The following is a 21402-nucleotide window of genomic DNA, read 5'->3' as shown; positions in this document are numbered from 1 at the left end:
CTTCCTCCTCGTCCTCGGGGATGGAGACGTACCCGCCCGTGCCGAAGTACATGCGCTATCGCATGCATCGGTCACGGGTGGACGGTGCCTGCGACGTTTGTCGCCTGGAGCGTGCTGGCACGCTCGCCGGATTCTCTGGTCCCAACCGTGTTGAACGGCGTGGCATGCTGGCATATAGATGCGTCAGCGCATTCAAAGTCGAGCAGGCGTCGATGGGAAGGGCGCCACTGCTCGCCAGCGACGCGAGCCTGGCGACAGGGACCATCGAGGAGGACAGATGAGCACCATCCCACCGTCACCCCGCAGGATCGTGGTCACCGGCGCGTCCGGGGGCATCGGCCGGGCCACCGCGCGGATGCTGGGTGCTCGCGGGGACCGGGTGGCGTTGCTCGCGCGCGGTGAGGTCGGCCTGGAGGCCGCCCGACGTGACGTCGAGAGCGCCGGCGGTCAGGCCGTCGCGATCCCCGTCGACGTGGCCGATCACCTCGCCGTCGAGTCTGCCGCCGATCGGGCGGCAGAGGAGCTGGGGTGGATCGACGCCTGGATCAACGTTGCGTTCACCTCCGTCTTCGCGCGGTTCGAGGACATCGAGGCCGACGAGTACCGGCGGGTGACCGAAGTGACCTACCTCGGCTACGTCAACGGGACCCGGGCAGCTCTGCGGCACATGCGTCCGCGCAACCGGGGCGTGATCGTGCAGGTGGGCTCGGCCCTCGGCCACCGCGGCATCCCGGGGCAGAGCGCCTACTGCGGGGCCAAGCACGCGCTCGAGGGGTTCCACGACTCCCTGCGTGCCGAGCTCATGCACGAGCACAGCGGAGTCCAGGTCACGGTCGTGGAGATGCCTGCCGTCAACACGCCGCAGTTCGACTGGGTGCTCTCCAGGCTTCCGAACAAGGCGCAGCCAGTGCCGCCGATCTATCAGCCCGAGGTCGCAGCGCGGGGTGTCATGAAGGCTCTCGACCACCCGCAGCGGCGGGCTCGATGGGTCGGCCTGAGCACGGCGGCCACCATCGTGGCCAACCGGGTGGCCGCGGGACTGCTGGACCGCTATCTCGCTCGGACTGGCGTGGCCTCGCAGCAGACCGACGAACGCCGGTCGGGCGACGAGCCCGTCAACCTCTGGGCACCGGTCGATGGCCCTGGCGGCCATGACTTCGGAGCCCACGGCCGCTTCGACGACCGCTCGCACGAGCACGGATTCATCGGATGACGGACCTCCATGGCGTCCGGCCGGTCGACGTGGCCCGGTTCGCACTCGGCGCGACGGCGCTGCTGCGTCCGCAGTGGCTGCTCCGCAGCACGGCATCCGCCGACGGCACGGGGCCGCGGCGCGTGACCCGCATCCTGGGCGGTCGGTACGTCCTGCAGTCCGTCGCTGGACTCGCGCCGTCGCGGACGTGGGTTCCCGAGGTCGACGCCGCCATCGACCTCGTCCACGCCGTCTCGACGGTGGGCCTGGCCCGCTCCTTCCCCGACCACCGTCGCCTCGCGCTCGCCAGCGGTGCCGTGGCCCTCGTCTTCGCCGTCGCGGACCTGACGGACGTCCGAGTCGCATGACGTCGTCTCGGTCGTCCACCCGGCGCATGGTCCGCCCACGGTGGGTCTGGGGCGGAACCGTCATCTCGATCGTCGGCCTGGCACTGCTGTCGGTAGGAGCGGTGCTTCTCTCATGGCCGTGGTCGGTCCTGGGCGGCGCGATCGCCGTGGCCGGTGCCGTCGTTGCCTGGCGCGGGGGAGTCCTCTACGACGTCCACACGTCTGCCGCCCTGAGTGTGGTCGGACAGGTGGCGCACGGCACCGTTCACGAAGGCGTCGCGCCGGGACAGACGGTTGCGACGTCGGCCGCCGCGCGCCGTCGCACAACCGAGGTGGAGCGCCGACGGCGCCGGCTCGAGAGCGCCGCCATGATGTCCCGACGTCCCGGGCCCACCAGGCCCGCGGGCTGGCTGCTGCTGCTCATCGCTGTCTTCCTGACGGTCGCCCAGTGGGCGCTGTACCCGCTGGAACGGCCCGGGCAGACGAACGCGGTACGAGCACTCGGAGCGGCGATCGTGCTCGCGCTCACAGGGATGCGCCTGATCTCGGCGGTGAGCCGGCCGCCGCGCGTCGCGGCGCTGGTGTGCATCGTGGTGGGACTGGCGCTGCTCGCCAACGCCGTGTTCGCCGAGCACGACGTCGACGCGACCGCCGCATCGGAAGGCGTGTGCGGGGCTCTCGCGGTCGTGGCCGGGGCAGTCGTCCTGGTCGCGGCGTCGTCCCGGAACGACCGCAGGCGGTGAACCATCGGCCAGACCACCAGGGACTGCACGGGCCGTCGAGCGGCATGAGCGGCCACGCGGAAGGTCAGTGTCTGACGGAGTCGCGGTCGTCACTGCCGGCGCCGCGCCTGAGGTCGCCGGCCTGTCGTTGGACGACCGCCAGGCGGCACGTCTCCACGAGTGCATGTCCGACACGCTCCACGCGTCCTCGATGCTCTTCGTCCCGATCGGCGCCGGGCCCGAGTGCCTCGGCAGTGTCGCCCTGACCCGGCGGGGACCGAGCACGGACTGGAGCGGGGTCGAGCGGCAGGCGGCGCTCGAGCCCGACCTGACCACCTCCGTGACGGACTCGACCGCAGCCATGGAGCGTGCGGTCGAACGGATGCGATGCATCATCGACGACCTGCTGCTGGCTGAGGTAGGCGATCCGGACACCGTGCCGGACGTCCAGTCAGTCGATCTCACCGACGTGATCAGCGAGGCGCTCGACCTGCTCGGCGTGACGATCGACCAGAAGCACCTCGAGATCCAGCTGCACGTCCCGCCAACGCCCGTACGCGTCCGAGGCGGGCAGCACGAGCTGTTCCAGCTGTGCGTCAACCTCCTCAGCAACGCCGTGAAGTACACGCCCGAAGGAGGGACGATCACCGTCTCGCTCGACCGCGCCGAAGGTGACGTCCGGCTGGGGGTTGCCGACACCGGGATCGGCATCTCGAAGTCGGACCAGCACCGGCTGTTCGATGAGTTCTTCCGTTCCACTGACCCGGCAGCACTCGCCGTGCCAGGAACCGGCCTCGGGCTCAGCATCGTCCACCGCATCGTCGAGCGTCACGACGGGGGCATCGCCGTCGACTCGACCTCGGGGCCGGGGCCACGTTCACCGTCACCCTTCCGTCGGCAGTCGATCCATCCGAGAGCAACGTCTGAGAACGACGCGAACCGGAGCAGCTGGCATGCCGAAGGCGCTGGTCGCGTCGCCCAGTCTCGCGCCGAGCATCGGCTGTGATGCGAGGCTCGACCGTTGCCCACAGCCGCTCCTCGGACTTGTCATGGGTTCCGCCGTCCGTGACTCGTCACGAGCACAGGACAGGTGATCGAGCCGGCCGGTCAGCGATGGCCGCTCAGGACCGGTGCGACCTGCTCCGCGGACCGGGAAGTAGGTGCGCGGCCTGTCACGTTCCCCGGCCCGATCCGCGAGGACTTGTCGGGCTCCAGCGCGGCCATGACGGCCAAGAGCATCGCGATGCCGCCTTGGGTGGCCAGGACGACCAGGACCATCATGTGGAAGTCGTTGAGCATGTCGTTGACGCTCCTGCTGACTTTGGATCGGAGGGCTCCGCCCGCTGTGAGACTCCAGCGGCCCAGCCCCCGGGGGGTGGGGCCGCGCCGCTGGACCCTCATCTCTTCAGCGTCGCCGAACGCGTGCGCGTTACTGCCCTTCGCGCCGTCCCACCCCGCGGGGTGGGCCCACCACGCACTGGTGCTGCCAGGCGGGAGCCAGATTGCGGCGTGGACGAGGCCGTGCAGGACCAAGAACACCCCGATCAGCCAGCGCATCGGTGCTCCTCGTCTTGGTCGTGGACCCCGAAGACCGGGTATCGGTCGGCGATCTGTGCGAAGTCAGCCACCGTGGCACTCGGGTCCAGACCGAAGTCGAACCTCGCCTGCAACCGGGCTGCCGACTGCCCGCTGCGTTCGGCGCCAGCCGCTTGATAGGCGGCCAGGACCGGAGCACGCGATTCCGGCGGAAGCTCGACCAGGTGGACTGGGCGCGACCTCCGGCGATGCAGGACGGCACGGCCGTCTGCGGCCCGCACGTTGCGGAGCGACACGATCGCTCGCACGATTCGCGCGGCGCCGCGGTGGAGCGGACAGAGGGTCAGTCGAGACGACGTGCGAGCAGGCGCAAGGTGCGGGCGGCAGGTCCCGGACGCTCGGCCCGGCAAGCCGTCGGCCTTGAGGCCCGCGTCCCGACAGCGCCGACGTCGGCGCTCGCAGCCAGGGCGGAACGCGCCCGCGAGGGGTCGTTGACCCACTCGGGTGACGTCTCGTCGGTGCTCTTTGGGATGCTTGCGCACCGAGCACGGCAGGGACGAGTCAGGAAGGGCGTGAGGTGAGCGAGGTCGCAGGCGAGCTTGCGCGCGTGAAGGGTGCGTTCGCGCAACCCACGCTGACGCTGCTCCACCAGCGCCAGGCGCCCGTCGTGATCACGATCTTCCGCACGGCCTTCGGGCGCAGCAACAACCCCATCCCGACCGCCAGGCTGCACACGCAGGTCGAGGAGCACCTCGGCCGGATGCGGCTGGCGGGGGAGCAGGACGTGCCGACCGGCACCGGCCGCGAGGTCTGCCAGCGCTGGATGCGTGGCCAGTGGCTGGTCCGCTCGCTCGACGAGGCGGGGCACGAGGTCTACGCGCTGACCTCGCACGCCCAGCAGGCGCTGGAGCTGGTCAAGAACCTCGCCCGTGATCGGGCAACGCTCAGCGAGCACCGGGTCGCCACCATCCTCGGCACGGTCCGCCGCTTCAACACCGAGGCCAACCCCGACCGGACGGCACGCGTGACGATCCTCAACGAGGAGATCGCGCGGCTCAAGGCGGAGCGCGACCGGCTCGTCGACGGCGGTGAGCTGGAGGGTGCCACCGAGGACTTCATGCTCGAGGGGTTCACCGAGCTGCTGTCGCTGATCTCGGCGCTGCCGAGTGACTTCGCTCGCGTCGAGGAGCGCTTCGCGACGATCCGGTCGGAGATCCTCTCGGCCTTCCGAGCGGAGGACCGTCCCGCCGGCGAGGTCATCGACGACTACCTCGCCCGCGCCGACGCGCTGATGACGGCGACCCACGAGGGACGGGCGTTCGAGGGCGCGTTCGCGTTGCTGCGCGACGACGCGCTGGTGACGCAGCTGCGCGAGGACCTGACCGACCTGCTGGAGCACCCGCTCTCCGACCGGATCCTCAGCGACGCCGAGCGAGCCGAGCTGCGCGGCACCGTACGGCTCGTGCGCGACGGCCTCGACCGGGTGCTGGCACAGCGGTCTCGGGTGACGGCGACCCTGAAGGAGTACATCGTCTCCCACGACGCGGCCCGTGACCGCGAGCTCGAGCAGACGCTGCGCCAGGTCGAGGCGGAGCTGATGGCCTGGATGGCCACCACCGGCCCCCGCGCGGTCCACGACGTCGCGCTCCTGCCCGCGCGGACCAGCATCGACCACCTCCGCGAGCGGTTCCACGACCCGGCGGACGACGTGCTGCCCGACCGCATCAGCACGCCCGACCCCGACCTCGCGCCACCGGTCTCGCTCGCCGAGCTCGTCGCCCAGGGTGGACCCAAGCTCGCGACGCTGCGCGATCGGCTCGACGCCGTGCTGGGCTCGCTCCTTCCCGTCGCGTCCCTCGGTGCGCTGTTCGACGGGCTGGAGCCGTCGCTGCGGCGGCCGGTCGAGATCTTCGGTCTGCTGCACCTCGCCGCCGACCGGGACTGGCGGGCCGAGGAGTCGCTCGAGTCCTTCGAGGCCGTCCGCCCCGACGGGAGCCGGCGGACCTTCGCGGTGCCCCGCACACCACTGCCCGACCCCGATCTGCCCGCAACCCAGGAGACCACCGGATGAGCGTCGAGACGGACCCCGGGATCGACGACGTCGAAGCCGGGTTCGAAGCCGTGATCGAGGACGGGATCGAGGATGGGATCGAGGACGACGAGCTGTCCGACGACGTCTCCTTCTCGCTGTTCGAGGGCGACGAGGGCGGCCTGGCGTACGCCCAGCGGCGCGCGCTGGTGACCCTGCTCAAGCAGCGCTTCATCAGTGCCCGCACGCACCCGCGCGACTGGGAGGTGCTGGTGGAGCACGAGCGCCTCCTCCGGTCCCGGCTCAACGACCTCTTCCTCGACCTGCAGGTCGACCGCACCCGGGAGGTCGCGTGGAAGCGCCAGGCGACGTCCGAGACCGGCAGCCGCTTCCCGACGATGCTCTACGACGCGGCGTGGTCGCGCGAGGAGACACTCGTGCTGGTCCACCTCCGCGACCGGCTGCGCGCCGGCGCCGCGAGCGGTGACGCGCGTGTCTTCGTCGACCGTGAGGACATCGTCGGCTACGTCGCGAGCTTCCGACCCTCGCACGCGACCGATGCCGCGGGTGACGAGAAGCGGGCGCGCAACGCGATCACCAGCATCGTGAAGTCGGGGCTACTGATCGCCACCGGGTCCGAGGAGCGCTTCGAGATCAGCGAGGCCGTGGAGCCGCTGATCCCCCTGGAGCTGCTCAAGGAGCTGCTCGAGGCCCTGGTGGCCGCCAACGCGAGCGAGGTCCCGCCCGATCCGGACGACGCGGCCGACCTGTTCGACGACGTCGCAGAGGAGCAGTGAAGATGTCGATCGACGAGATCGAGCAGACGACACCCGACGGGCTCTTCGAGCGGCGGGACGTCGCCACACCCGGGGACGACACGATGCAGTGGCGCGCGGCGCTGCTCCAGATGGTCAACTGGGGCGGCTTCGACGGGCTCACCGTCGTGCCCCTGCGCGGCGACGCGACGATGATCTCCGGCGCTTCCGGTGTCGGCAAGAGCACGATCCTCGACGCCTACACGGCGCTGATGATGCCGTCCGACACCAAGTTCAACGGCGCCTCCAACGACGCCGTCGCGGGCCGGGCGCGCGGCGTCGGCCAGCGGAACCTGCTGTCCTACCTGCGAGGTGCCGTCGACGTCGTCGACGACCCGCGCACGGGTCGGCCGGTCGAGAAGCTGCTCCGCGGCATGGGCGCCGACACGTGGGGCGCGATCGCGATGACCTTCGTCAACGACCAGGGCGGCCGGTTCACGGTGCTGCGCACCTACTACGTGCCGCGTCGCGCCACGCGGTCGGGCGACGTGCAGATGCAGCTGGCCACCCAGGACGGCGCAGTGGCGCTCGACACGCTCGAGGTGGCGGTGCCCGAGCGGTTCCACGCCAACACGCTCAAGAAGCTCTTCCCCGGCATCCGGGTCCACCGGACCTACGCGGAGCTCGCCGCCGTGCTGCACGCGCGCCTGGGCATCGGTGCCAATGGCGACGGCGCCAAGGCGCTGAGGCTGCTCGCCCGGATCCAGGCGGGCAACCAGGTGCGCAGCGTCGACGAGCTCTACAAGGACATGGTGCTCGAGCGGCCCTCGACGTTCGCCGCCGCCGACCGTGCGATCGAGCACTTCGACGACCTCGACACCGCGCACTCGGCGATGCGCACCGAGGAGCAGAAGCTCGAGCTCCTGACGCCGATCGTCGAGCTCCACGACCGCAAGGTCGCGGCGACGCGGAGGCTCGCCGAGCTCGACTCCTACGGCGTGACGCGCGACGGAGACACGCCGCTGCGGATGTGGCTGCTGCGCACGCACCTGGGCCTCATCGAGACCGCCGTGGTCGACAACCGTGCCGCGCGAGCGTCGGCCGCCGACGAGCTCGCCACCACGAGCGCGGCAGAGCGCACGCACCTCGCCGACCTCGAGGCGGCCAGGGAGTCGCACCGCGCGGCCGGTGGCTCCACGCTCCGGTCGCTCGCCCTGTCGCTCGAGCAGGAGCAGGTGGTCCGCGAGGACCGGCTTGCGCGCCGCCGCGTCATGCAGGAGCGGCTGCTCCCGCTCATCGACGCCGCCGACGCCCAGGCGCCCGACGTCGAGGCCGCGCTCCTGTCGAACGAGTCGTTCACCGTGCTCCAGATGCACGCCCAGCAGTGGCTGGCCGGCTTCCAGCGCGAGCAGGAGCGGATCCGGCGCCAGCGTGACGCCGTGCTCCGCGACCAGTTCCCGCTGAGCCAGCGCCAGGCCGAGCTGCGTCGCGAGCGGGCGTCGCTGGAGAGCCGGGCCGGACGGGTGCCGGCCCGGATGGACGAGCTGCGCGCGGAGGTCGCGCGGGCCAGCGGGCTCGACGTCGCCGAGCTGCCGTTCGTGGCGGAGCTGGTGGACGTCGCACCCGACGAGACGCGGTGGCGCACGGCTGTCGAGACCGTGCTCGGTGCGAGCGCCCGGACGATGCTCGTACCGCTCGACCGGCTGGAGCGCTTCTCTGCAGCGATCGACGGGCTGCGCCTGCGCGGTCGGCTGACGTTCGAGGGCGTCGAGCTCGACCTGCCCGACCTCGGTCCCGCAGATCCGGAGCGTGTCGCCGGCAAGCTGGTCTTCAAGGACTCGCCCTTCTCGGGCTGGGTGCAGGCACACGTCGCAGAGCCGTCCCGCAACGCCCTGTGCGTGGAGTCCGCCGACGACCTCGCGGGTGCCGGCTACCGGGTCACCCTTGCCGGACAGACCCGCAACGGCCGTCGCGGTGTCCACGGCCGCAACGACACCCGCAACATCATCGGCTTCTCCAACGCCGACGCGATCGCGGAGGTCGACGCCGAGCTCGCCGAGCTCGAGCAGCGGCTCGACGCCCAGGGTGCGGAGGTGGCCGCGCTGGACCGCGCGTCACGCGTGCTGGAGCAGCAGCGGACGTCGTACGACCTGGTGGCGACCGCGCGGTTCGACGACCTCGACGTCGACGGCAGCGACCGCCGCATCGCCGACCTCGGGCGCCGTCGCACCGAGATCCTCGACGCCGACGACGGGCTGCAGGTGCTGGAGTCGCAGATCCGCGACCTCACCGAGCGGCTCGAGGAGACGCGACGGGCCCGCTACGCCGTCGAGCAGCGCCAGCGCGAGCTCAACGCCGCCCACGGTGAGCTCGTCGACGACGAGGACGCCGTCAAGGACCGGCTCCAGGCGATGGAAACCGCCGGCAAGGTCGAGCTCAGCGCCGACCAGGAGGCTGCCCTGGCAGCCGACTTCGCCGCCGCGGCCGCGCCAGCGGACCCCGACGACCTCGACCGGTTCGCGGAGTCCGCGCAGCGGCTCGCCGAGCGGCTCCGCGCGGCCGTGGGGGACGCCGAGGCCGAGGTGCGCCGCGTCGACGACGACCTGGCGCAGGTCTTCCGGGTCTACAAGCTCCAGTGGGACTCGCCCAACCTGGGCGCCAGCGCGGACTCCTACCCCGACTACGCCCGCATCCTCCACGACATCCGCGGCGAGGGCCTCGCGGCCCGGCGGGCGGAGTGGCGACGCCGGCTCACGGAGTGGAGCGGCCAGGACCTGGTGCCGCTGGTCGGAGCAATGGCCGCGTCGGTGGAGGAGATCGAGGACCGGCTCGAGCCGATCAACGCGATCCTGCGCCGCCTGGAGTTCGGCGCGTCGGGCGACCGCCTCCGGATCCGGCTGCGGCGGCTGGCACCGGCACACGTGCAGACGTTCATGAAGGACCTGCGTGCGCTCTCGTCGGGGTCGACCTCCGAGCTGGACGAGGACGCGCTCGAGAAGCGCTTTGCCGACCTCAGCAGGTTCATGCAGCAGCTCCGCAAGCCCAGCCAGGTCGGCGACCAGGCGACGTCGCTGACTGACCGCGAGCGCCTGCTCGACGTACGTCGCCACGTGGAGATCAGCGCCGAGCGCTACGACCACACCACCGGCGAGCTGCGCGCGACCTACCGGACGCTCGGGGAGAAGAGCGGCGGCGAGAGCCAGGAGCTGGTGGCCTTCATCGTCGGGTCCGCCCTGCGCTTCCGGCTGGGCGACGAGATGCGCTCGCGGCCCCGGTTCGCGCCGGTCTTCCTCGACGAGGGCTTCGTCAAAGCCGACTCCGAGTTCGCGGGCCGCGCCGTGCAGGCCTGGCGCGGCCTCGGCTTCCAGCTCATCGTCGGAGTGCCGCTCGACAAGGTGACGGGCCTCGAGCCGCACATGGACGAGCTTCTCGCCATCACCAAGAACAGCACGACCCACCAGTCGTGGATCACGCCGATCACCGACGCAGGCCGGGTCGGCGAACCGCCCCGTGGCCACTCCTAGACGTGTCCAGCCGGCGCGGCCGGCGCGGGCAGACATGGCTGACGGCTCACATGTGTCAGGTCGGTCGGGGTACGGGGGACACGTGACCTCCGACGCGACGGATGGCTTCGTGCGCGTACGCGGAGCCAGCGAGCACAACCTGCGCCACATCGACGTCGACATCCCCCGCAACGCCATGGTGGCGTTCACCGGGATCTCCGGGTCGGGGAAGTCGTCGCTGGCGTTCGGCACCCTCTACGCCGAGGCCCAGCGTCGCTACTTCGAGTCGGTGGCGCCCTATGCACGTCGGCTGCTGCAGCAGGTCGGGGCTCCGCACGTCCAGGAGATCACCGGCCTGCCGCCGGCGGTGGCGCTGCAGCAGCGGCGCGGCGCGGCCACGTCCCGCTCCTCCGTGGGCACGCTCACGACGCTGTCCAACCTGCTGCGGATCCTCTACTCGCGAGCAGGCGACTACCCGAGCGGGGCCGACCACCTCCCGGCCGAGGCGTTCTCGCCCAACACCGCGTCGGGTGCGTGCACGCGCTGCCACGGCCTGGGTGTGGTGCACGACGTCACCGAGGAGCTGCTCGTCCCCGATCCGACCGTCAGCATCCGTGAGGGCGCGATCGCCGCGTGGCCCGGCGCCTGGCAGGGAGCCAACCTGCGCAGCATCGTCTCCGGCCTCGGCATCGACATCGACAAGCCGTGGCGCCGGCTCGCGAAGAAGGACCGCGACTGGCTGCTGTTCACCGACGACCAACCCTCCGTGCTGGTCGAGCCGGAGCCCGGACGCATCGACCACGGCTACTACGGCAAGTTCTGGAGCGCGCGCAAGCACGTCATGCACGTCCTGTCCGACTCCAAGAGCGAGCGCATGCGCGAGCGGGCCCTGCGGTTCGTGGAGGACGCGCCCTGCCCGGACTGCCACGGCAGCGGGCTGCGGCCGGAGGCCCTCGCGGTGACCTTCCTCGGTCGTTCGATCGCCGAGGTCAACGACCTGCCGTTCACCGCGCTGGTCGCGATGCTGCGACCCGTCGCCGAGCTGCCCGAGGAGTCCACCGAGGTCGCGGTGCGGATCAGCGCCGACCTGGTCGCCCGTATCGAGGTGCTGCTGGACCTGGGGCTGGGCTACCTCAGCCTCGGCCGGAGCTCGACGACGCTGTCGCCGGGCGAGGCCCAACGCCTCCGGATCGCCACCCAGCTGCGCTCCGGTCTGTTCGGGGTCGTCTACGTCCTGGACGAGCCGTCCGCCGGCCTCCACCCCGCCGACGCGGAGCCGTTGCTGGACGTCCTGGACCGGCTGAAGGCGTCCGGCAACTCACTGTTCGTCGTCGAGCACGACCTCGACGTCGTACGGCGTGCGGACTGGGTCGTCGACATCGGTCCCGGCGCGGGCGAGGCCGGGGGACGAGTGCTCCACAGCGGCCCCGTGGCCGACCTCGAGCACGTCACCGAGTCGGCGACCAGCGCGCACCTGTTCGGTCGGGCCGAGCGGCTGGTGCACGAGGCACGGGCTCCGCAGGGGTGGCTGCACCTGGCAGACGTGAGCCGCCACAACCTGCGCGACCTGTCCGTCGACATCCCGCTCTGTGTGCTGACCGCCGTGACCGGGGTGTCCGGCTCCGGCAAGTCCACCTTGGTCAGCCAGGTGCTCGCGGAGGACCCCACTGCCATCGGGTCGTTCGACCGGCTGGTGCTCGTCGACCAGCGGCCCATCGGCCGGACACCGCGGTCCAACCTCGCGACCTACACCGGGATGTTCGACGCCGTCCGGAAGCTCTACGCCGCCACGGACGGGGCACGAGCCCGCGGCTACGGGGTCGGCCGCTTCTCCTTCAACGTCCCCGAAGGACGGTGTGAGACCTGCCAGGGCGAGGGCTTCGTCTCCATCGAGCTGCTCTTCCTGCCCGGCACCTACGCACCCTGCCCGGCCTGCCACGGAGATCGCTACAGCCCCGAGACGCTCGAGGTCACCTATCGCGACACGAACATCGCCGAGGTCCTCGCCATGTCCGTCGACGACGCCGCGACGTTCCTCGCCGATGTGCCGGCCGCAGCACGGAGCCTCCAGACGCTGCGCGAGGTGGGGCTGGGCTACCTGCGACTGGGACAGCCGGCGACCGAGCTCAGCGGCGGTGAGGCGCAACGCATCAAGCTCGCCACCGAGCTCCAGCGAGCGCACCGCGGCCACGCGCTCTACCTGCTCGACGAGCCGTCCTCGGGACTGCACCCCGCGGACACCGCGCTGCTGCTCCGCCAGCTGCACCGGCTGGTCGACGCCGGCAACACGGTGGTCCTGGTCGAGCACGACCTCGACGCGATCGCCACCGCCGACTGGGTGATCGACCTCGGTCCCGGCGGGGGAGACGCCGGTGGTCGGGTGGTCGCGACCGGCACGCCGGCCGACATCGCGACAGCTGAGGGCAGCGCGACTGCGCCGTACCTCGCCCGGCGGCTCGCGCGGAGCTGAGCCACCCGGCGCCGGTCGGCAGTGCACGGCCGGTGGCGCGTCGAGACCCGTCCGTCCACGAGCGGGCCGACCATCCTCACAGGTGATCCGTGGAGGGGGTGAGTCGGCAAGGGTGGGGGACGACCCACCACACCCGACGAAGGAGCGAAGCATGTCTGATGACGCCAAGGCGGCGAAGGAACTGGTCGAGACGCTGAAGGACGGCGAGCGGGGCTTCGCGGACGCGGCCGACAAGCTCCGCGATGGCGAGCACCCCGAGTGGGCCACCACCCTGGTGCGCTTCTCCGAGCAGCGCGCAGGGTTCTGGCGCGAGATCGTCGACCTCGGACACGAGTACGGCGAAGGTGTCGAGAAGAGCGGCACGGTCGCTGCGGCTGTGCACCGGGGTTGGATGTCGTTGAAGGATGCACTCACGGGCGACGACGCCGCTGCAGTGCTCAAGGCTGCCGTCACGGGCGAGGACCACGCGGTCTCGGAGTACGACGACGCCCTGGAGATGGACCTCAGCGCCGGTTTCCGCGACGTCGTCGTACGTCAGCGGGCCGCCGTCGTCGCCGCGCGTGACGAGGTCAAGGCACTCCAGAACGCCGGATAGCGGCGTGCGCCCGGCGTCGCATGGGACATGGCGACGCCGGGCGCTTCCCGGTCTCAGTCGTCCAGACCGAACTTCGTGCGGGCCTCCGGGGTCATCGGTGTGAAGAGGTTGACGAGGTTGCCGTCGGGATCGCGGAACAGCAGTGCGCGGTTGCCCCAGGGCATGGTGGTCGGTTCGGTGACCACGAGAGCGAGCGAGTCCCTCAGCCGTGCCCATTCCTGGTCGACGTCGCCGACCATGAACTCGAGGATGGCCGAACGGTTCGCACCAGCCTCAGCGCTGCCCTCGCCGAAGAGGGGGACCGTCCGCGTGCTGCCGATCGCCAATGTCGCGTGAGCGGTGCGGACCTCGGCGAAGTCCTCGTTGGCCCAGGTCGCCTCGGCGCTGACGACCTGCTCGTAGAAGCGCACGAGTGCGGCGACGTCTGCGGTGATGAGTCGAGTGCTGATGAAGGTGGTGTCCATGAGCCGACCGTAGGAGCGATACCGGGCAGTCCCCGCCCGGTATTCGCATAACCTCCGGGACCATGGCGAAACCGACCGCACGCGTGCTCCGGCTGCTCGAGGTGCTGCAGTCCGGTGGCACGCACCGCGTGCGCGACCTCGCTGCCCGCCTGGAGGTCGACGAGCGGACGGTGCGCCGCTACGTCGAGCACCTCGTCGAGCTCGACATCCCTGTCCACGCCGTGCGTGGCCGTCATGGCGGCTACCGCCTGGCGCCGGGCTTCCGGTTGCCACCGCTCATGCTGACCGACGACGAGGCGGTCTCGACGCTCCTGGGACTGACACTGCTGCGGCGCTCGGGCCTGAGCAGCGACGACGCGGCCCAGAGCGCTGAGGAGAAGATCCGGCGTGTCCTGCCGCGACCCATGGCGGACCGGGTCGCCGCTCTCCAGGGATCGCTGCGCCTGTCGATGGCTCAGCGCACGGCGTCGCCGGCCGACACGGCGACGCTGCTGCTGCTCGCGGAAGCCGCTCGGGACGGCAGGCTCGTGGGGTTCGCCTACCGGTCCACCAGCGGCGCCGACAGCGCGCGGGTCTTCGCGCCGTACGGGATCGTCGTGCACCGCGGACGTTGGCTGGCCTCGGGCATGGACCAGGAGCGCGGCGAGCTGCGGACCTTCCGCGTCGACCGGATGATCCTGCCGCGGCGTCTCGAGAAGACCTTCGACGAGCCCGACGGGTTCGATGCCCTCGACCATGTCGTGGGTGGGATCGCCTCCGCGCGGCGCACGCACAGGGTGGTGGTCCGGGCACGAACCTCGGCCGAGGAAGCCCGCGCCACCCTGCCCGCCACGGTGGCCGTCGTCTCGGAGGCGGAGCCGGGGTGGGTCACGATCGAGATCAACGCCGAGTCGCTCGACTGGGTGCCGCCGCTGCTGGCCCGCCTGGGCTGCCAGTTCCACGTGGTCGAACCCCAGGCGCTCAACGCGGACGTGGAGGCGCTCGGGCGGCGGCTGCTCGAAGCCTCGCGCGGGCCGGAGGCCCCCGGCAGGGCCTGACGGGGCTCACGGCGAGCGCCGACGGGTCCGCAGAGGTGTGGTCGCAGCCGCACCCGAGATGGATGATCGCGGCATGACCTCAGCATCCGGTGCCGTCGAGAGGGTCCTGGCGGGCCTCGCCGGTCTCGAGTGGTTGGAGGAGACCTACTGCGACCTGCACGCCCACCCCGAGCTGTCGCACGAGGAGCACCGCACGGCTGCCGTCGTCGTACAGCGCCTGCAGTCCCTGGGCTACGACGTCCGCGAGGGCGTCGGGGGCACCGGGGTGGTGGGCCTGCTGCGCAACGGGGAGGGACCGACGGTCCTCCTCCGAGCGGACATGGACGCCCTGCCCGTGCGGGAGGAGACAGGTCTCGCGTACGCGAGCACGGTGGTCTCCGAGGAGCAGGGACCGGTCATGCACGCCTGCGGTCACGACGTCCACGTGGCCTGCCTGCTCGGGGCCGCCGCGTTGATGTCGGGAGGACGGCACGCATGGAGTGGCAGGCTGGTCGTGCTGTTCCAGCCTGCGGAGGAGACCGCCGACGGCGCCCGCGGGATGGTCGAGGACGGGCTCGCCGACATCGTGGGCGACGTCGACGTCGTGATGGGGCAGCACGTGCTGCCGATGCCGGCAGGGGTGGTCGGCACACTGGCGGGCCCGGTGCTGTCGGCCGCGGACAGCATGACCATCACCCTCCACGGGCGCGGCGCGCACGGCTCGATGCCGCAGGCATCGGTGGACCCTGTCGTCCTGGCCGCAGCGATCGTCCTCCGGCTCCAGACAGTGGTGGCCCGCGAGGTGGCGCCCGCGGACACGGCGGTCCTGACGGTGGGAAGCATCCAGGCCGGGACCAAGAGCAACGTCATCCCCGACTCGGCGCAGCTCAAGCTCAACGTACGCACGTACGCCGAGGACGTCCGCGCAGCAGTCCTCGAGGCGATCGAGCGCATCGTGCGCGCCGAGTGCGTGGCGTCCCGGTGTCCGAGGGAGCCGGAGCTCGAGCTGTACGACCGCTACCCCCTCACGGACAACGACGGCGCCACGACGGCCCGCGTCTCGTCGGCGTTCGCCCGGCACTTCGGCGACCGCGCCGCCGAGCTGCCGCAACAGTCGGCGAGCGAGGACTTCAGCGACATCCCGAACGCGCTCGGCGCGCCCTACACCTACTGGGGCATCGGCGGGACGGATCCCGACGTCTACGCGGCGGCGGAGGAGGCCGGCCGGATCGCCCAGGACGTGCCGGTCAACCACTCGGCTGCCTTCGCGCCACCACTCCAGCCCACCTTGACCACCGGGACGGAAGCGTTGGTCGTGGCCGCGCTCGCGTGGCTGGGCACGTCCTAGCCGGATCCACGACCACCTCGGTCCGAGGGGCGCAGAAGACCGGCGCGAGCTCGGGGACGCGGGCGCGCGCGGACCAGCGCCGAATGGCTTCGGGTGGGGGAGTTGCCTAGGGTGCCTGTCATCGCCTGAGCACCATGACCTCGTCCTGGGGTCGTGTCGCGACGAGGATCGGAGGCCGACATGGACGTTCGGTCTCGCGACGAGCTCATCGACCTGCCCTCCGCGGCGCCGCTGCTCGAGCGTCACGCCGTCCTGTCGCGCGTGCCGACCGGCGCCGCCCTGGCCGCCCTGCGGCTCAGCGAGGAAGCACGCGGTGTCCGTGGTCTCGACGTGCTGCGACGCAGCGTCGACCGCGCACCGCCCGTCCCGGCCTGACCGTCGACACACCCGCCAGCAGGCCGTATGCCGCTGGCAACGCGGGCTGGTCGTCACCCGCCGGGCCACGCGAGCGCGTGCGCCTGCTGCTCGGGCGACGTCGGCCTGCGCCCTCACGACCTCGCAAAGGACATTCACGTGCGCACGCACACCTACCAGTACGGCCTGGCCACCCCGGTGCCCGACTCCACACCCCCCGAGCACCAGCCGAGCTCCGACGACGGACCCCTCGAGCCCTACGGGCCGGAACCCCGGGCGGGCAGGCACGGCGTGCCCTGAGCTCCCGAGGAGCAGCGCGCCGGCGGGCCACCAGCTCTCAGGTGGTGGCCCCGGCGAACACGTCGCTCTCGTCGCCAACCGGCTCGAACGACGACAGGTCGCTGTCCTCGTCGAAGTCCACGAGCGGCAGCTCGTCGCCCTCGCCCGGCGTCACGTTCGCGACGGCGACGACGCCCATCAGCGGTGACAGGTAGGCGTACACCTGCAGCATCCGGTCGACGGTGAGGGAGCCGATCGTGTCGACCCCGACGGCGACGAGACCGGCGAGCACGGCGCCGATGAGCGCGAGGACGGTGTAGATCGTCCTACGGACGGGTGCGGGGAGGTCGCGCAGCAGGCTGGCAGCAGTGGTGATCGGGTTCATGGTCCTGGCCTTTCGGGAACGGCCTCGATCGCACCCTGGAGGCTGCGCGCGGCGAGCGCGAGCTGCTCCTCCAGGGGGCCGAGGTCGGGATGGACGAGCACGGGTGCCGGTGCCGGCGGGACCGGCACCGTGACGGTGACGGTGATCGCGCCCGGCTGTCCCGGTGCACCTCGGACCTCCGAGGTCGTGACGGTGGGCGCGGGCTGGATGGCCGGCTGGACGACAGCGGTCGGCTGGACGGGGACGGCGGGGGTGACGGGTGCGACAGGCACGACGGGTTGCACGACGTCCACCGGCGCCGCCACCACGGGCTGGGTGTCCGACGGCGTCGGCCTGCCTCGGCCCGGCCGCGCCGGGCGTCCCGCGGGCCGGAGCCGCAGCGCGGACAGGGGCAGGTCGGGGTGCATCGCGTTCACGTCGACGTGCCCGACGCCGGGCACGCTCTTCACGGGACCGAACCTGCCGTTGGAGTGCTGCCAGATGGCCGCGCGCTTCCACGGCGTCGGGATCACCGGCGCGCGGAAGTCGTCGCTGTAGCGCGCCACCCACAGCAGGCACCCGAATCCGTGGGTGAGGTTGAAGGGCGTGTAGATGAGGGGCTTGCCGCTCAGGCCCTTCCGCCTGATCTCCTGGTTGACGGTGCGCACCCACACCCCGGTCCACTCGGTGAGCTGGGGGAGGGTGAGGTCGCCGATGTCCTCGAGGTCGAGCATCGGCACCATGTCCCCGGCACGCAGGTCGATGTTCGCCAGGAAGAACCGGGCCTCGGCAGCGGCGTCGCGTCCCTCGGGACGGGCGAAGTGGTAGGCACCGACCGGCAGACCGCTCGAGCGTGCCTGCCTGACCCGCCCGCGATGGGTCTTGTCCTTGAACGACGTCCCCTCCGTCGCCTTGACGTACATCCACCGCAGTCCCGCCCGCTTGGCGGCGGTGAGGTCGAGCCGGCCCGACTGGTGGTGGCTGATGTCGATGCCGTCGAGGGAGCGGTTGGGAGGGTACGGGCGGCCCAGCGGCGCGACCGAGGCGCGACGGCGCGCCTCGCCGTCGGCGGGCATCGTCGGGCCGGGCACCACAGGTGGGTAGGAGAACACCGGGATCGGGCTGGGTCGTGGGAAGTCGTCGGACCGACCGCCCTTCAGTCCGTCGCGCCCGGCTCGGTACGCCACGACCTGCGCGGCGGCGCTCGGGTCCAGCCGACCATGATCGATCAGCACGGCGTGGATGTGCGCGCCCCACAGTCCCGGTCGGGCGGGGCGGTACCACGCGGCGAACCCGATCTCGCGCAGCACCGTGACCTTGCGCCGCCAGTCCCAGGCGAGCAGGTCGACGACACCGCCGCCGTCGTGCGTCGGGCCGGAGGCCTTCACCCGTCCGTTGTTGTAGGACCCCTGGACGACGGTCAGCCGGTAGTCCAGGCGGCGCTCGGCCTCCTCCAGCGCGGCCCTGGTCTTCCAGTCGACGCGCTTGGGGACGGTGTCGCCGAACTCGGTGAGCGCGAACGGCTGGTCCACAGGCCCGGCGAACGCGGTCCCCGACGAGCCCGCGAGCCCGTCGACGAGCACCTGGCCCGCCTGTTGCCCCTGCGGGGCGAAGGAAACGACCTTGCGCTTGCGCTTGCGGTCCTTCTTCGACTGCGCCTTCGTGGCGCTCGACCCGTCCGGCGCGATGACGACGGGGTCGGGAGCGGTGTCGACACCGACGCGCGCCAGCGCGAGCGTCGCCTGCCGCGCCGCGTGGTCGCTGTTGCGCTTCGGCGGGGGCCGTCCCTCGCGGCTGCGGAATGTCGCGCGGCCGCGTTCGGCCCAGATGGCGGAGACGCCGTCGACGAACCAGATCAGGTCGATCGAGGCGAGGTCGACCCCGAACGACACCCGGCGGCCAGCGCCGAGTGCCTGGATCTGCGGACGGAACGCGCGGAGCTGGCGGTTGTAGTCGCCGCCGCAGACGACGGGGGCGCCGGTCGCGACCAGGCGGGCGACGTAGCGGTCGTGCTTGTCCATGCCCCGGCGCCACTCGGCCTGCCGTGCCTCGGCGTCCGGCTTCGGTGGCTTGTGGAAGGCGCCCGAGACGAGGTGCAGGTTGACCGCGTGCAGCTCGACGCCGAGCGCCCGGTGCCGGAGGTGGACATGGGTGAGGTAGCGCGGCTCGTTGACCTTCGCAACGCCCGGGTGCACCTGCAGTGCGTGCTCGTCGAGGACGTCGAAGGCGTCGCGGCGCACGGCGATGGGGGAGTGGTTCGCCCGGGGGCCGAAGAAGACGTGCCAGCTGGTGCTCGGGAACTCCTCGAGCACGAGGCGCCGGTAGCGCGTGTCGATCTCCTGGAGCAGGACCAGGTCGCCGTCAGCGGCGTTGGCCCGCAGGTCCTGGCGCGCCTGGTCGAGGGTGATCGCGGTCGGCGGGAACGACTGGACGTTGGCGGTGAGCAGTCGGAAGGTCTGCACCGCCGACGGCGGAGCGCCCGTCCCGCCCTGTGCCGGACGTGACGAGGTGACTGGCGGCGCGGGTCCGCCCGCGGTCAGCAGTCCGTTCGTGGTCAGGACGGTCGTCTGTTCAGCCATGGTTCCCCCCGGGCGCTCACCGCCGGAGCCGGAGTGGCCCCCGCGGAACGCCATCTGCCGACGTTCCTCCCGCTCGAGCCATGGGTAAAGAAACCCCCCGGAATTGCCCCAATCTTGGCGATGGCAGGGCGTGGTGGGAGGTGGTCGGATGCGTCCTCGCCCGCGGACGGACGGGCCCGGTCGCGCCCCCGGACGTACCTCTCACAACCTTTCCTGTTCGGCGTGCGTCTCCTGCCAGGTGGGGAGCCGTCCCTGCGGTCGCTCGGACGCGTCCGCGGACAGCGCCTCACCACCCGTGACGAACAATCGGATGGGTCAGCATGGAAGAGGCGTCGCCGTGGGCGGCGGGAAGGTGTGTCGTGTCGAGGTCGTCGTTTGTCCTGTTCGCCCTGTGCCTGGTGCTGGGAGGGCCGGTGATGGCGATCCCTGCCGCGAGCGCTGCCGACGGCGGCGGCCGCGCCCCGTCGTCCGTCGCGGCGGCCGCGCCCCCCACCGTGACAGCACAGCGCGACCGCGCGCAGCGTGAGCGGTGGACGGCGCCTCGCGGTCCGTTCTTCAACGACCCGCACCGCAAGAAGGGCTACTTCACCATCGAGCGGAAGGTCATCCAGACCATCCGTCACACGCCGCGCGGGTCGACGATCCGCATCGCGGTCTACTCCTTCGACCGGATGCCGGTCGCGAAGGCGCTCGTCGCCGCCCACCGCAGGGGGGTCAAGGTGCAGATGCTGCTCAACGACCACCAGTACACCAAGGCGATGCGGGTGATCCGCGCCGAGATCGGTGCCCGCCGCGGGGCCGACAGCTTCATCTACCGGTGCAAGGCCGGCTGCCGCAGCAAGGCGAACCAGTACAACAACATGCACACGAAGTTCTACTCGTTCTCCCGGGCCGGGCGCTCGCGCGACGTCATCGCGGTCGGGTCGGCCAACATGATGCTCAACGCCGCCATCCACCAGTGGAACGACCTCTACTTCACCTCGGGCGACCACACGCTCTTCCGCCAGTTCGTCTCGCTGTTCAACGACATGGCGAAGGACCACTCCACGCGCCAGCCGCCGCGGTCCTTCTGCGGCTCCCCGCGCGGGGCGGCCTGTGACGACTCGGTCGACAAGCACACCGTGTGGGCCTTCCCGAAGCCGGCGGGCCCGAGGAACGACCTCGTCATCGACATGCTCGACAAGATCCAGTGCGTGACCCCCGACGGGGCCGGCGGCATCACCCGCACGCGTCTCGCGCTGTCGATGCACACCATGCGCGGCAGGCGGGGCGACTACCTCGCCGCGGCGATCCGGCAGAAGTTCGCCGAGGGGTGCCGCTTCCGCGTGAGCTACGGCCTCATCGGCTACCACACCAAGAAGATCCTCGGTGCGCCCACGCGGCGCGGCCGCATCCCGCTGCGCTCGACGGGGCTGGACTTCAACCCCGACGACAACTACGACCTCAACCACGACGGCAAGGACGACCTGATCCTGAGCTACTACAGCCACCAGAAGTACTTCGCCATCCAGGGCACCTACAACGGTGTCAGGGACACGAACATGGTGCTCACCGGGTCGTCCAACTGGGCCAGCCTCAGCACCGGCAACGACGAGACGTGGTTCACCATCCGTGGCAAGAAGCTGACGAGGAAGTACCTCAGGAACTTCAACTACCAGTGGGACCACAAGCGCAACAGCCGCAACGCCTACACCACGACCTACGCCAGCTTCCGAGTGGCGCGGATGGTGCGCGGCGACGACGGCGTGCTGCGCCGGACCTTCGTCACCGAGCGCCGGCCGGTCACCACGATCGAGCGCGACGGCTACCGGAAGGGTCCCTACTGGGAGTCCGACTGATCCCTGACCGG

The 21402-nt window shown here is 71.4% G+C and carries 18 protein-coding genes; 14 read left to right on the top strand and 4 right to left on the bottom strand.

What is annotated here, in order from left to right; all coding sequences use genetic code 11:
- Nucleotides 1-277: 277 nt before the first annotated feature.
- The 4 genes from ASC64_RS12460 (at nt 278) to ASC64_RS12445 (ending at nt 3267) form a co-directional block, all read left to right on the top strand.
- Nucleotides 278-1213: an SDR family oxidoreductase gene (locus ASC64_RS12460; protein WP_082550410.1), complete on the top strand. Its 936-nt coding sequence runs from the start codon at nt 278-280 to the stop codon at nt 1211-1213.
- Entirely contained in the window at nt 1210-1560 is a 351-nt protein-coding gene (locus tag ASC64_RS12455) for a hypothetical protein (protein ID WP_082550409.1), read from the top strand. The genes ASC64_RS12460 and ASC64_RS12455 overlap by 4 nt, the downstream gene beginning before the upstream one ends.
- A gap of 146 nt (nt 1561-1706) precedes the next feature.
- Nucleotides 1707-2282 carry a hypothetical protein gene (locus ASC64_RS12450; RefSeq protein WP_156385161.1) on the top strand — a complete coding sequence of 192 codons (576 nt, stop codon included), beginning with the start codon at nt 1707-1709 and terminating at the stop codon, nt 2280-2282.
- Nucleotides 2283-2472: 190 nt separating this feature from the next.
- Nucleotides 2473-3267, top strand: coding sequence for a sensor histidine kinase (locus ASC64_RS12445; protein ID WP_162245802.1), 795 nt, complete (start codon nt 2473-2475; stop codon nt 3265-3267).
- Nucleotides 3268-3368: 101 nt separating this feature from the next.
- Here ASC64_RS12445 and ASC64_RS22075 read toward each other — a convergent pair whose 3' ends face one another.
- On the bottom strand, nt 3369-3560 hold the full coding sequence (locus ASC64_RS22075; protein WP_156385160.1) for a hypothetical protein: 192 nt from the start codon (nt 3558-3560) through the stop codon (nt 3369-3371).
- Nucleotides 3561-4374: 814 nt separating this feature from the next.
- Between ASC64_RS22075 and ASC64_RS12430 the strand changes: the two genes are divergently transcribed.
- The 5 genes from ASC64_RS12430 (at nt 4375) to ASC64_RS12410 (ending at nt 13149) form a co-directional block, all read left to right on the top strand.
- Nucleotides 4375-5868 (top strand): DUF3375 domain-containing protein, encoded by a 1494-nt coding sequence (locus tag ASC64_RS12430; protein ID WP_056907809.1) that lies wholly within the window; start codon nt 4375-4377, stop codon nt 5866-5868.
- A complete protein-coding gene (locus ASC64_RS12425) occupies nt 5865-6623 on the top strand; it encodes a DUF4194 domain-containing protein (protein WP_082550408.1) in 759 nt (252 codons plus the stop codon). Before ASC64_RS12430 ends, ASC64_RS12425 begins: the two co-directional genes overlap by 4 nt.
- 2 nt (nt 6624-6625) lie before the next feature.
- On the top strand, nt 6626-10105 hold the full coding sequence (locus ASC64_RS12420) for an ATP-binding protein (RefSeq protein WP_056907808.1): 3480 nt from the start codon (nt 6626-6628) through the stop codon (nt 10103-10105).
- An 82-nt stretch (nt 10106-10187) separates the two neighbouring features.
- The gene (locus tag ASC64_RS12415; RefSeq protein ID WP_156385159.1) at nt 10188-12554 is read left to right on the top strand and encodes an ATP-binding cassette domain-containing protein; all 2367 of its coding nucleotides are present in this window, start codon (nt 10188-10190) and stop codon (nt 12552-12554) included.
- Between the two features lie 151 nt (nt 12555-12705).
- Entirely contained in the window at nt 12706-13149 is a 444-nt protein-coding gene (locus ASC64_RS12410; protein WP_056907806.1) for a ferritin-like domain-containing protein, read from the top strand.
- Nucleotides 13150-13202: 53 nt separating this feature from the next.
- Here ASC64_RS12410 and ASC64_RS12405 read toward each other — a convergent pair whose 3' ends face one another.
- The gene (locus ASC64_RS12405; protein ID WP_056907805.1) at nt 13203-13613 is read right to left on the bottom strand and encodes a VOC family protein; all 411 of its coding nucleotides are present in this window, start codon (nt 13611-13613) and stop codon (nt 13203-13205) included.
- 62 nt (nt 13614-13675) lie between these two features.
- On the opposite strand from ASC64_RS12405, the gene ASC64_RS12400 reads away from it, so the two are divergent.
- The 4 genes from ASC64_RS12400 (at nt 13676) to ASC64_RS22070 (ending at nt 16631) form a co-directional block, all read left to right on the top strand.
- Complete coding sequence (locus tag ASC64_RS12400) at nt 13676-14650, top strand: helix-turn-helix transcriptional regulator (RefSeq protein ID WP_056907804.1); 975 nt, start codon at nt 13676-13678, stop codon at nt 14648-14650.
- A 73-nt stretch (nt 14651-14723) separates the two neighbouring features.
- On the top strand, nt 14724-15977 hold the full coding sequence (locus tag ASC64_RS12395; protein WP_056907803.1) for an amidohydrolase: 1254 nt from the start codon (nt 14724-14726) through the stop codon (nt 15975-15977).
- Between the two features lie 180 nt (nt 15978-16157).
- Nucleotides 16158-16352, top strand: a complete 195-nt coding sequence (locus ASC64_RS12390) for a hypothetical protein (RefSeq protein WP_056907802.1) — start codon at nt 16158-16160, stop codon at nt 16350-16352.
- A 138-nt stretch (nt 16353-16490) separates the two neighbouring features.
- Nucleotides 16491-16631 carry a hypothetical protein gene (locus ASC64_RS22070; protein ID WP_156385158.1) on the top strand — a complete coding sequence of 47 codons (141 nt, stop codon included), beginning with the start codon at nt 16491-16493 and terminating at the stop codon, nt 16629-16631.
- 37 nt (nt 16632-16668) lie between these two features.
- Here the strand turns inward: ASC64_RS22070 and ASC64_RS12385 are convergent, their stop codons facing one another.
- Nucleotides 16669-16995 carry a hypothetical protein gene (locus tag ASC64_RS12385; protein WP_056907801.1) on the bottom strand — a complete coding sequence of 109 codons (327 nt, stop codon included), beginning with the start codon at nt 16993-16995 and terminating at the stop codon, nt 16669-16671.
- Nucleotides 16992-19553: a GH25 family lysozyme gene (locus ASC64_RS12380; RefSeq protein WP_156385157.1), complete on the bottom strand. Its 2562-nt coding sequence runs from the start codon at nt 19551-19553 to the stop codon at nt 16992-16994. The genes ASC64_RS12385 and ASC64_RS12380 overlap by 4 nt, the downstream gene beginning before the upstream one ends.
- A 416-nt stretch (nt 19554-19969) precedes the next feature.
- On the opposite strand from ASC64_RS12380, the gene ASC64_RS12375 reads away from it, so the two are divergent.
- Nucleotides 19970-21391, top strand: a complete 1422-nt coding sequence (locus ASC64_RS12375) for a phospholipase D-like domain-containing protein (RefSeq protein WP_056907799.1) — start codon at nt 19970-19972, stop codon at nt 21389-21391.
- The last annotated feature ends 11 nt before the right edge of the window (nt 21392-21402 follow it).

The organism is Nocardioides sp. Root122, from assembly GCF_001425025.1.
GTDB lineage: Bacteria > Actinomycetota > Actinomycetes > Propionibacteriales > Nocardioidaceae > Nocardioides.
The sequence above is the reverse complement of the archived record's forward strand: the minus strand, read 5'-3'. Positions and strand labels throughout refer to the sequence as shown.

Excerpts from the sequence above, each read along its gene's own strand:
- ASC64_RS12380 (WP_156385157.1), bottom strand. The coding sequence starts at position 19,553 with ATGGCTGAACAGACGACCGTCCTGACCACGAACGGACTGCTGACCGCG.
- ASC64_RS12445 (WP_162245802.1), top strand. The coding sequence starts at position 2,473 with ATGCTCTTCGTCCCGATCGGCGCCGGGCCCGAGTGCCTCGGCAGTGTC.
- ASC64_RS12425 (WP_082550408.1), top strand. The coding sequence starts at position 5,865 with ATGAGCGTCGAGACGGACCCCGGGATCGACGACGTCGAAGCCGGGTTC.
- ASC64_RS12460 (WP_082550410.1), top strand. The coding sequence starts at position 278 with ATGAGCACCATCCCACCGTCACCCCGCAGGATCGTGGTCACCGGCGCG.
- ASC64_RS12410 (WP_056907806.1), top strand. The coding sequence starts at position 12,706 with ATGTCTGATGACGCCAAGGCGGCGAAGGAACTGGTCGAGACGCTGAAG.
- ASC64_RS12395 (WP_056907803.1), top strand. The coding sequence starts at position 14,724 with ATGACCTCAGCATCCGGTGCCGTCGAGAGGGTCCTGGCGGGCCTCGCC.
- ASC64_RS22075 (WP_156385160.1), bottom strand. The coding sequence starts at position 3,560 with ATGCTCAACGACTTCCACATGATGGTCCTGGTCGTCCTGGCCACCCAA.
- ASC64_RS12420 (WP_056907808.1), top strand. The coding sequence starts at position 6,626 with ATGTCGATCGACGAGATCGAGCAGACGACACCCGACGGGCTCTTCGAG.
- ASC64_RS12375 (WP_056907799.1), top strand. The coding sequence starts at position 19,970 with ATGGCGATCCCTGCCGCGAGCGCTGCCGACGGCGGCGGCCGCGCCCCG.
- ASC64_RS12390 (WP_056907802.1), top strand. The coding sequence starts at position 16,158 with ATGGACGTTCGGTCTCGCGACGAGCTCATCGACCTGCCCTCCGCGGCG.
- ASC64_RS12385 (WP_056907801.1), bottom strand. The coding sequence starts at position 16,995 with ATGAACCCGATCACCACTGCTGCCAGCCTGCTGCGCGACCTCCCCGCA.
- ASC64_RS12405 (WP_056907805.1), bottom strand. The coding sequence starts at position 13,613 with ATGGACACCACCTTCATCAGCACTCGACTCATCACCGCAGACGTCGCC.
- ASC64_RS12455 (WP_082550409.1), top strand. The coding sequence starts at position 1,210 with ATGACGGACCTCCATGGCGTCCGGCCGGTCGACGTGGCCCGGTTCGCA.
- ASC64_RS12400 (WP_056907804.1), top strand. The coding sequence starts at position 13,676 with ATGGCGAAACCGACCGCACGCGTGCTCCGGCTGCTCGAGGTGCTGCAG.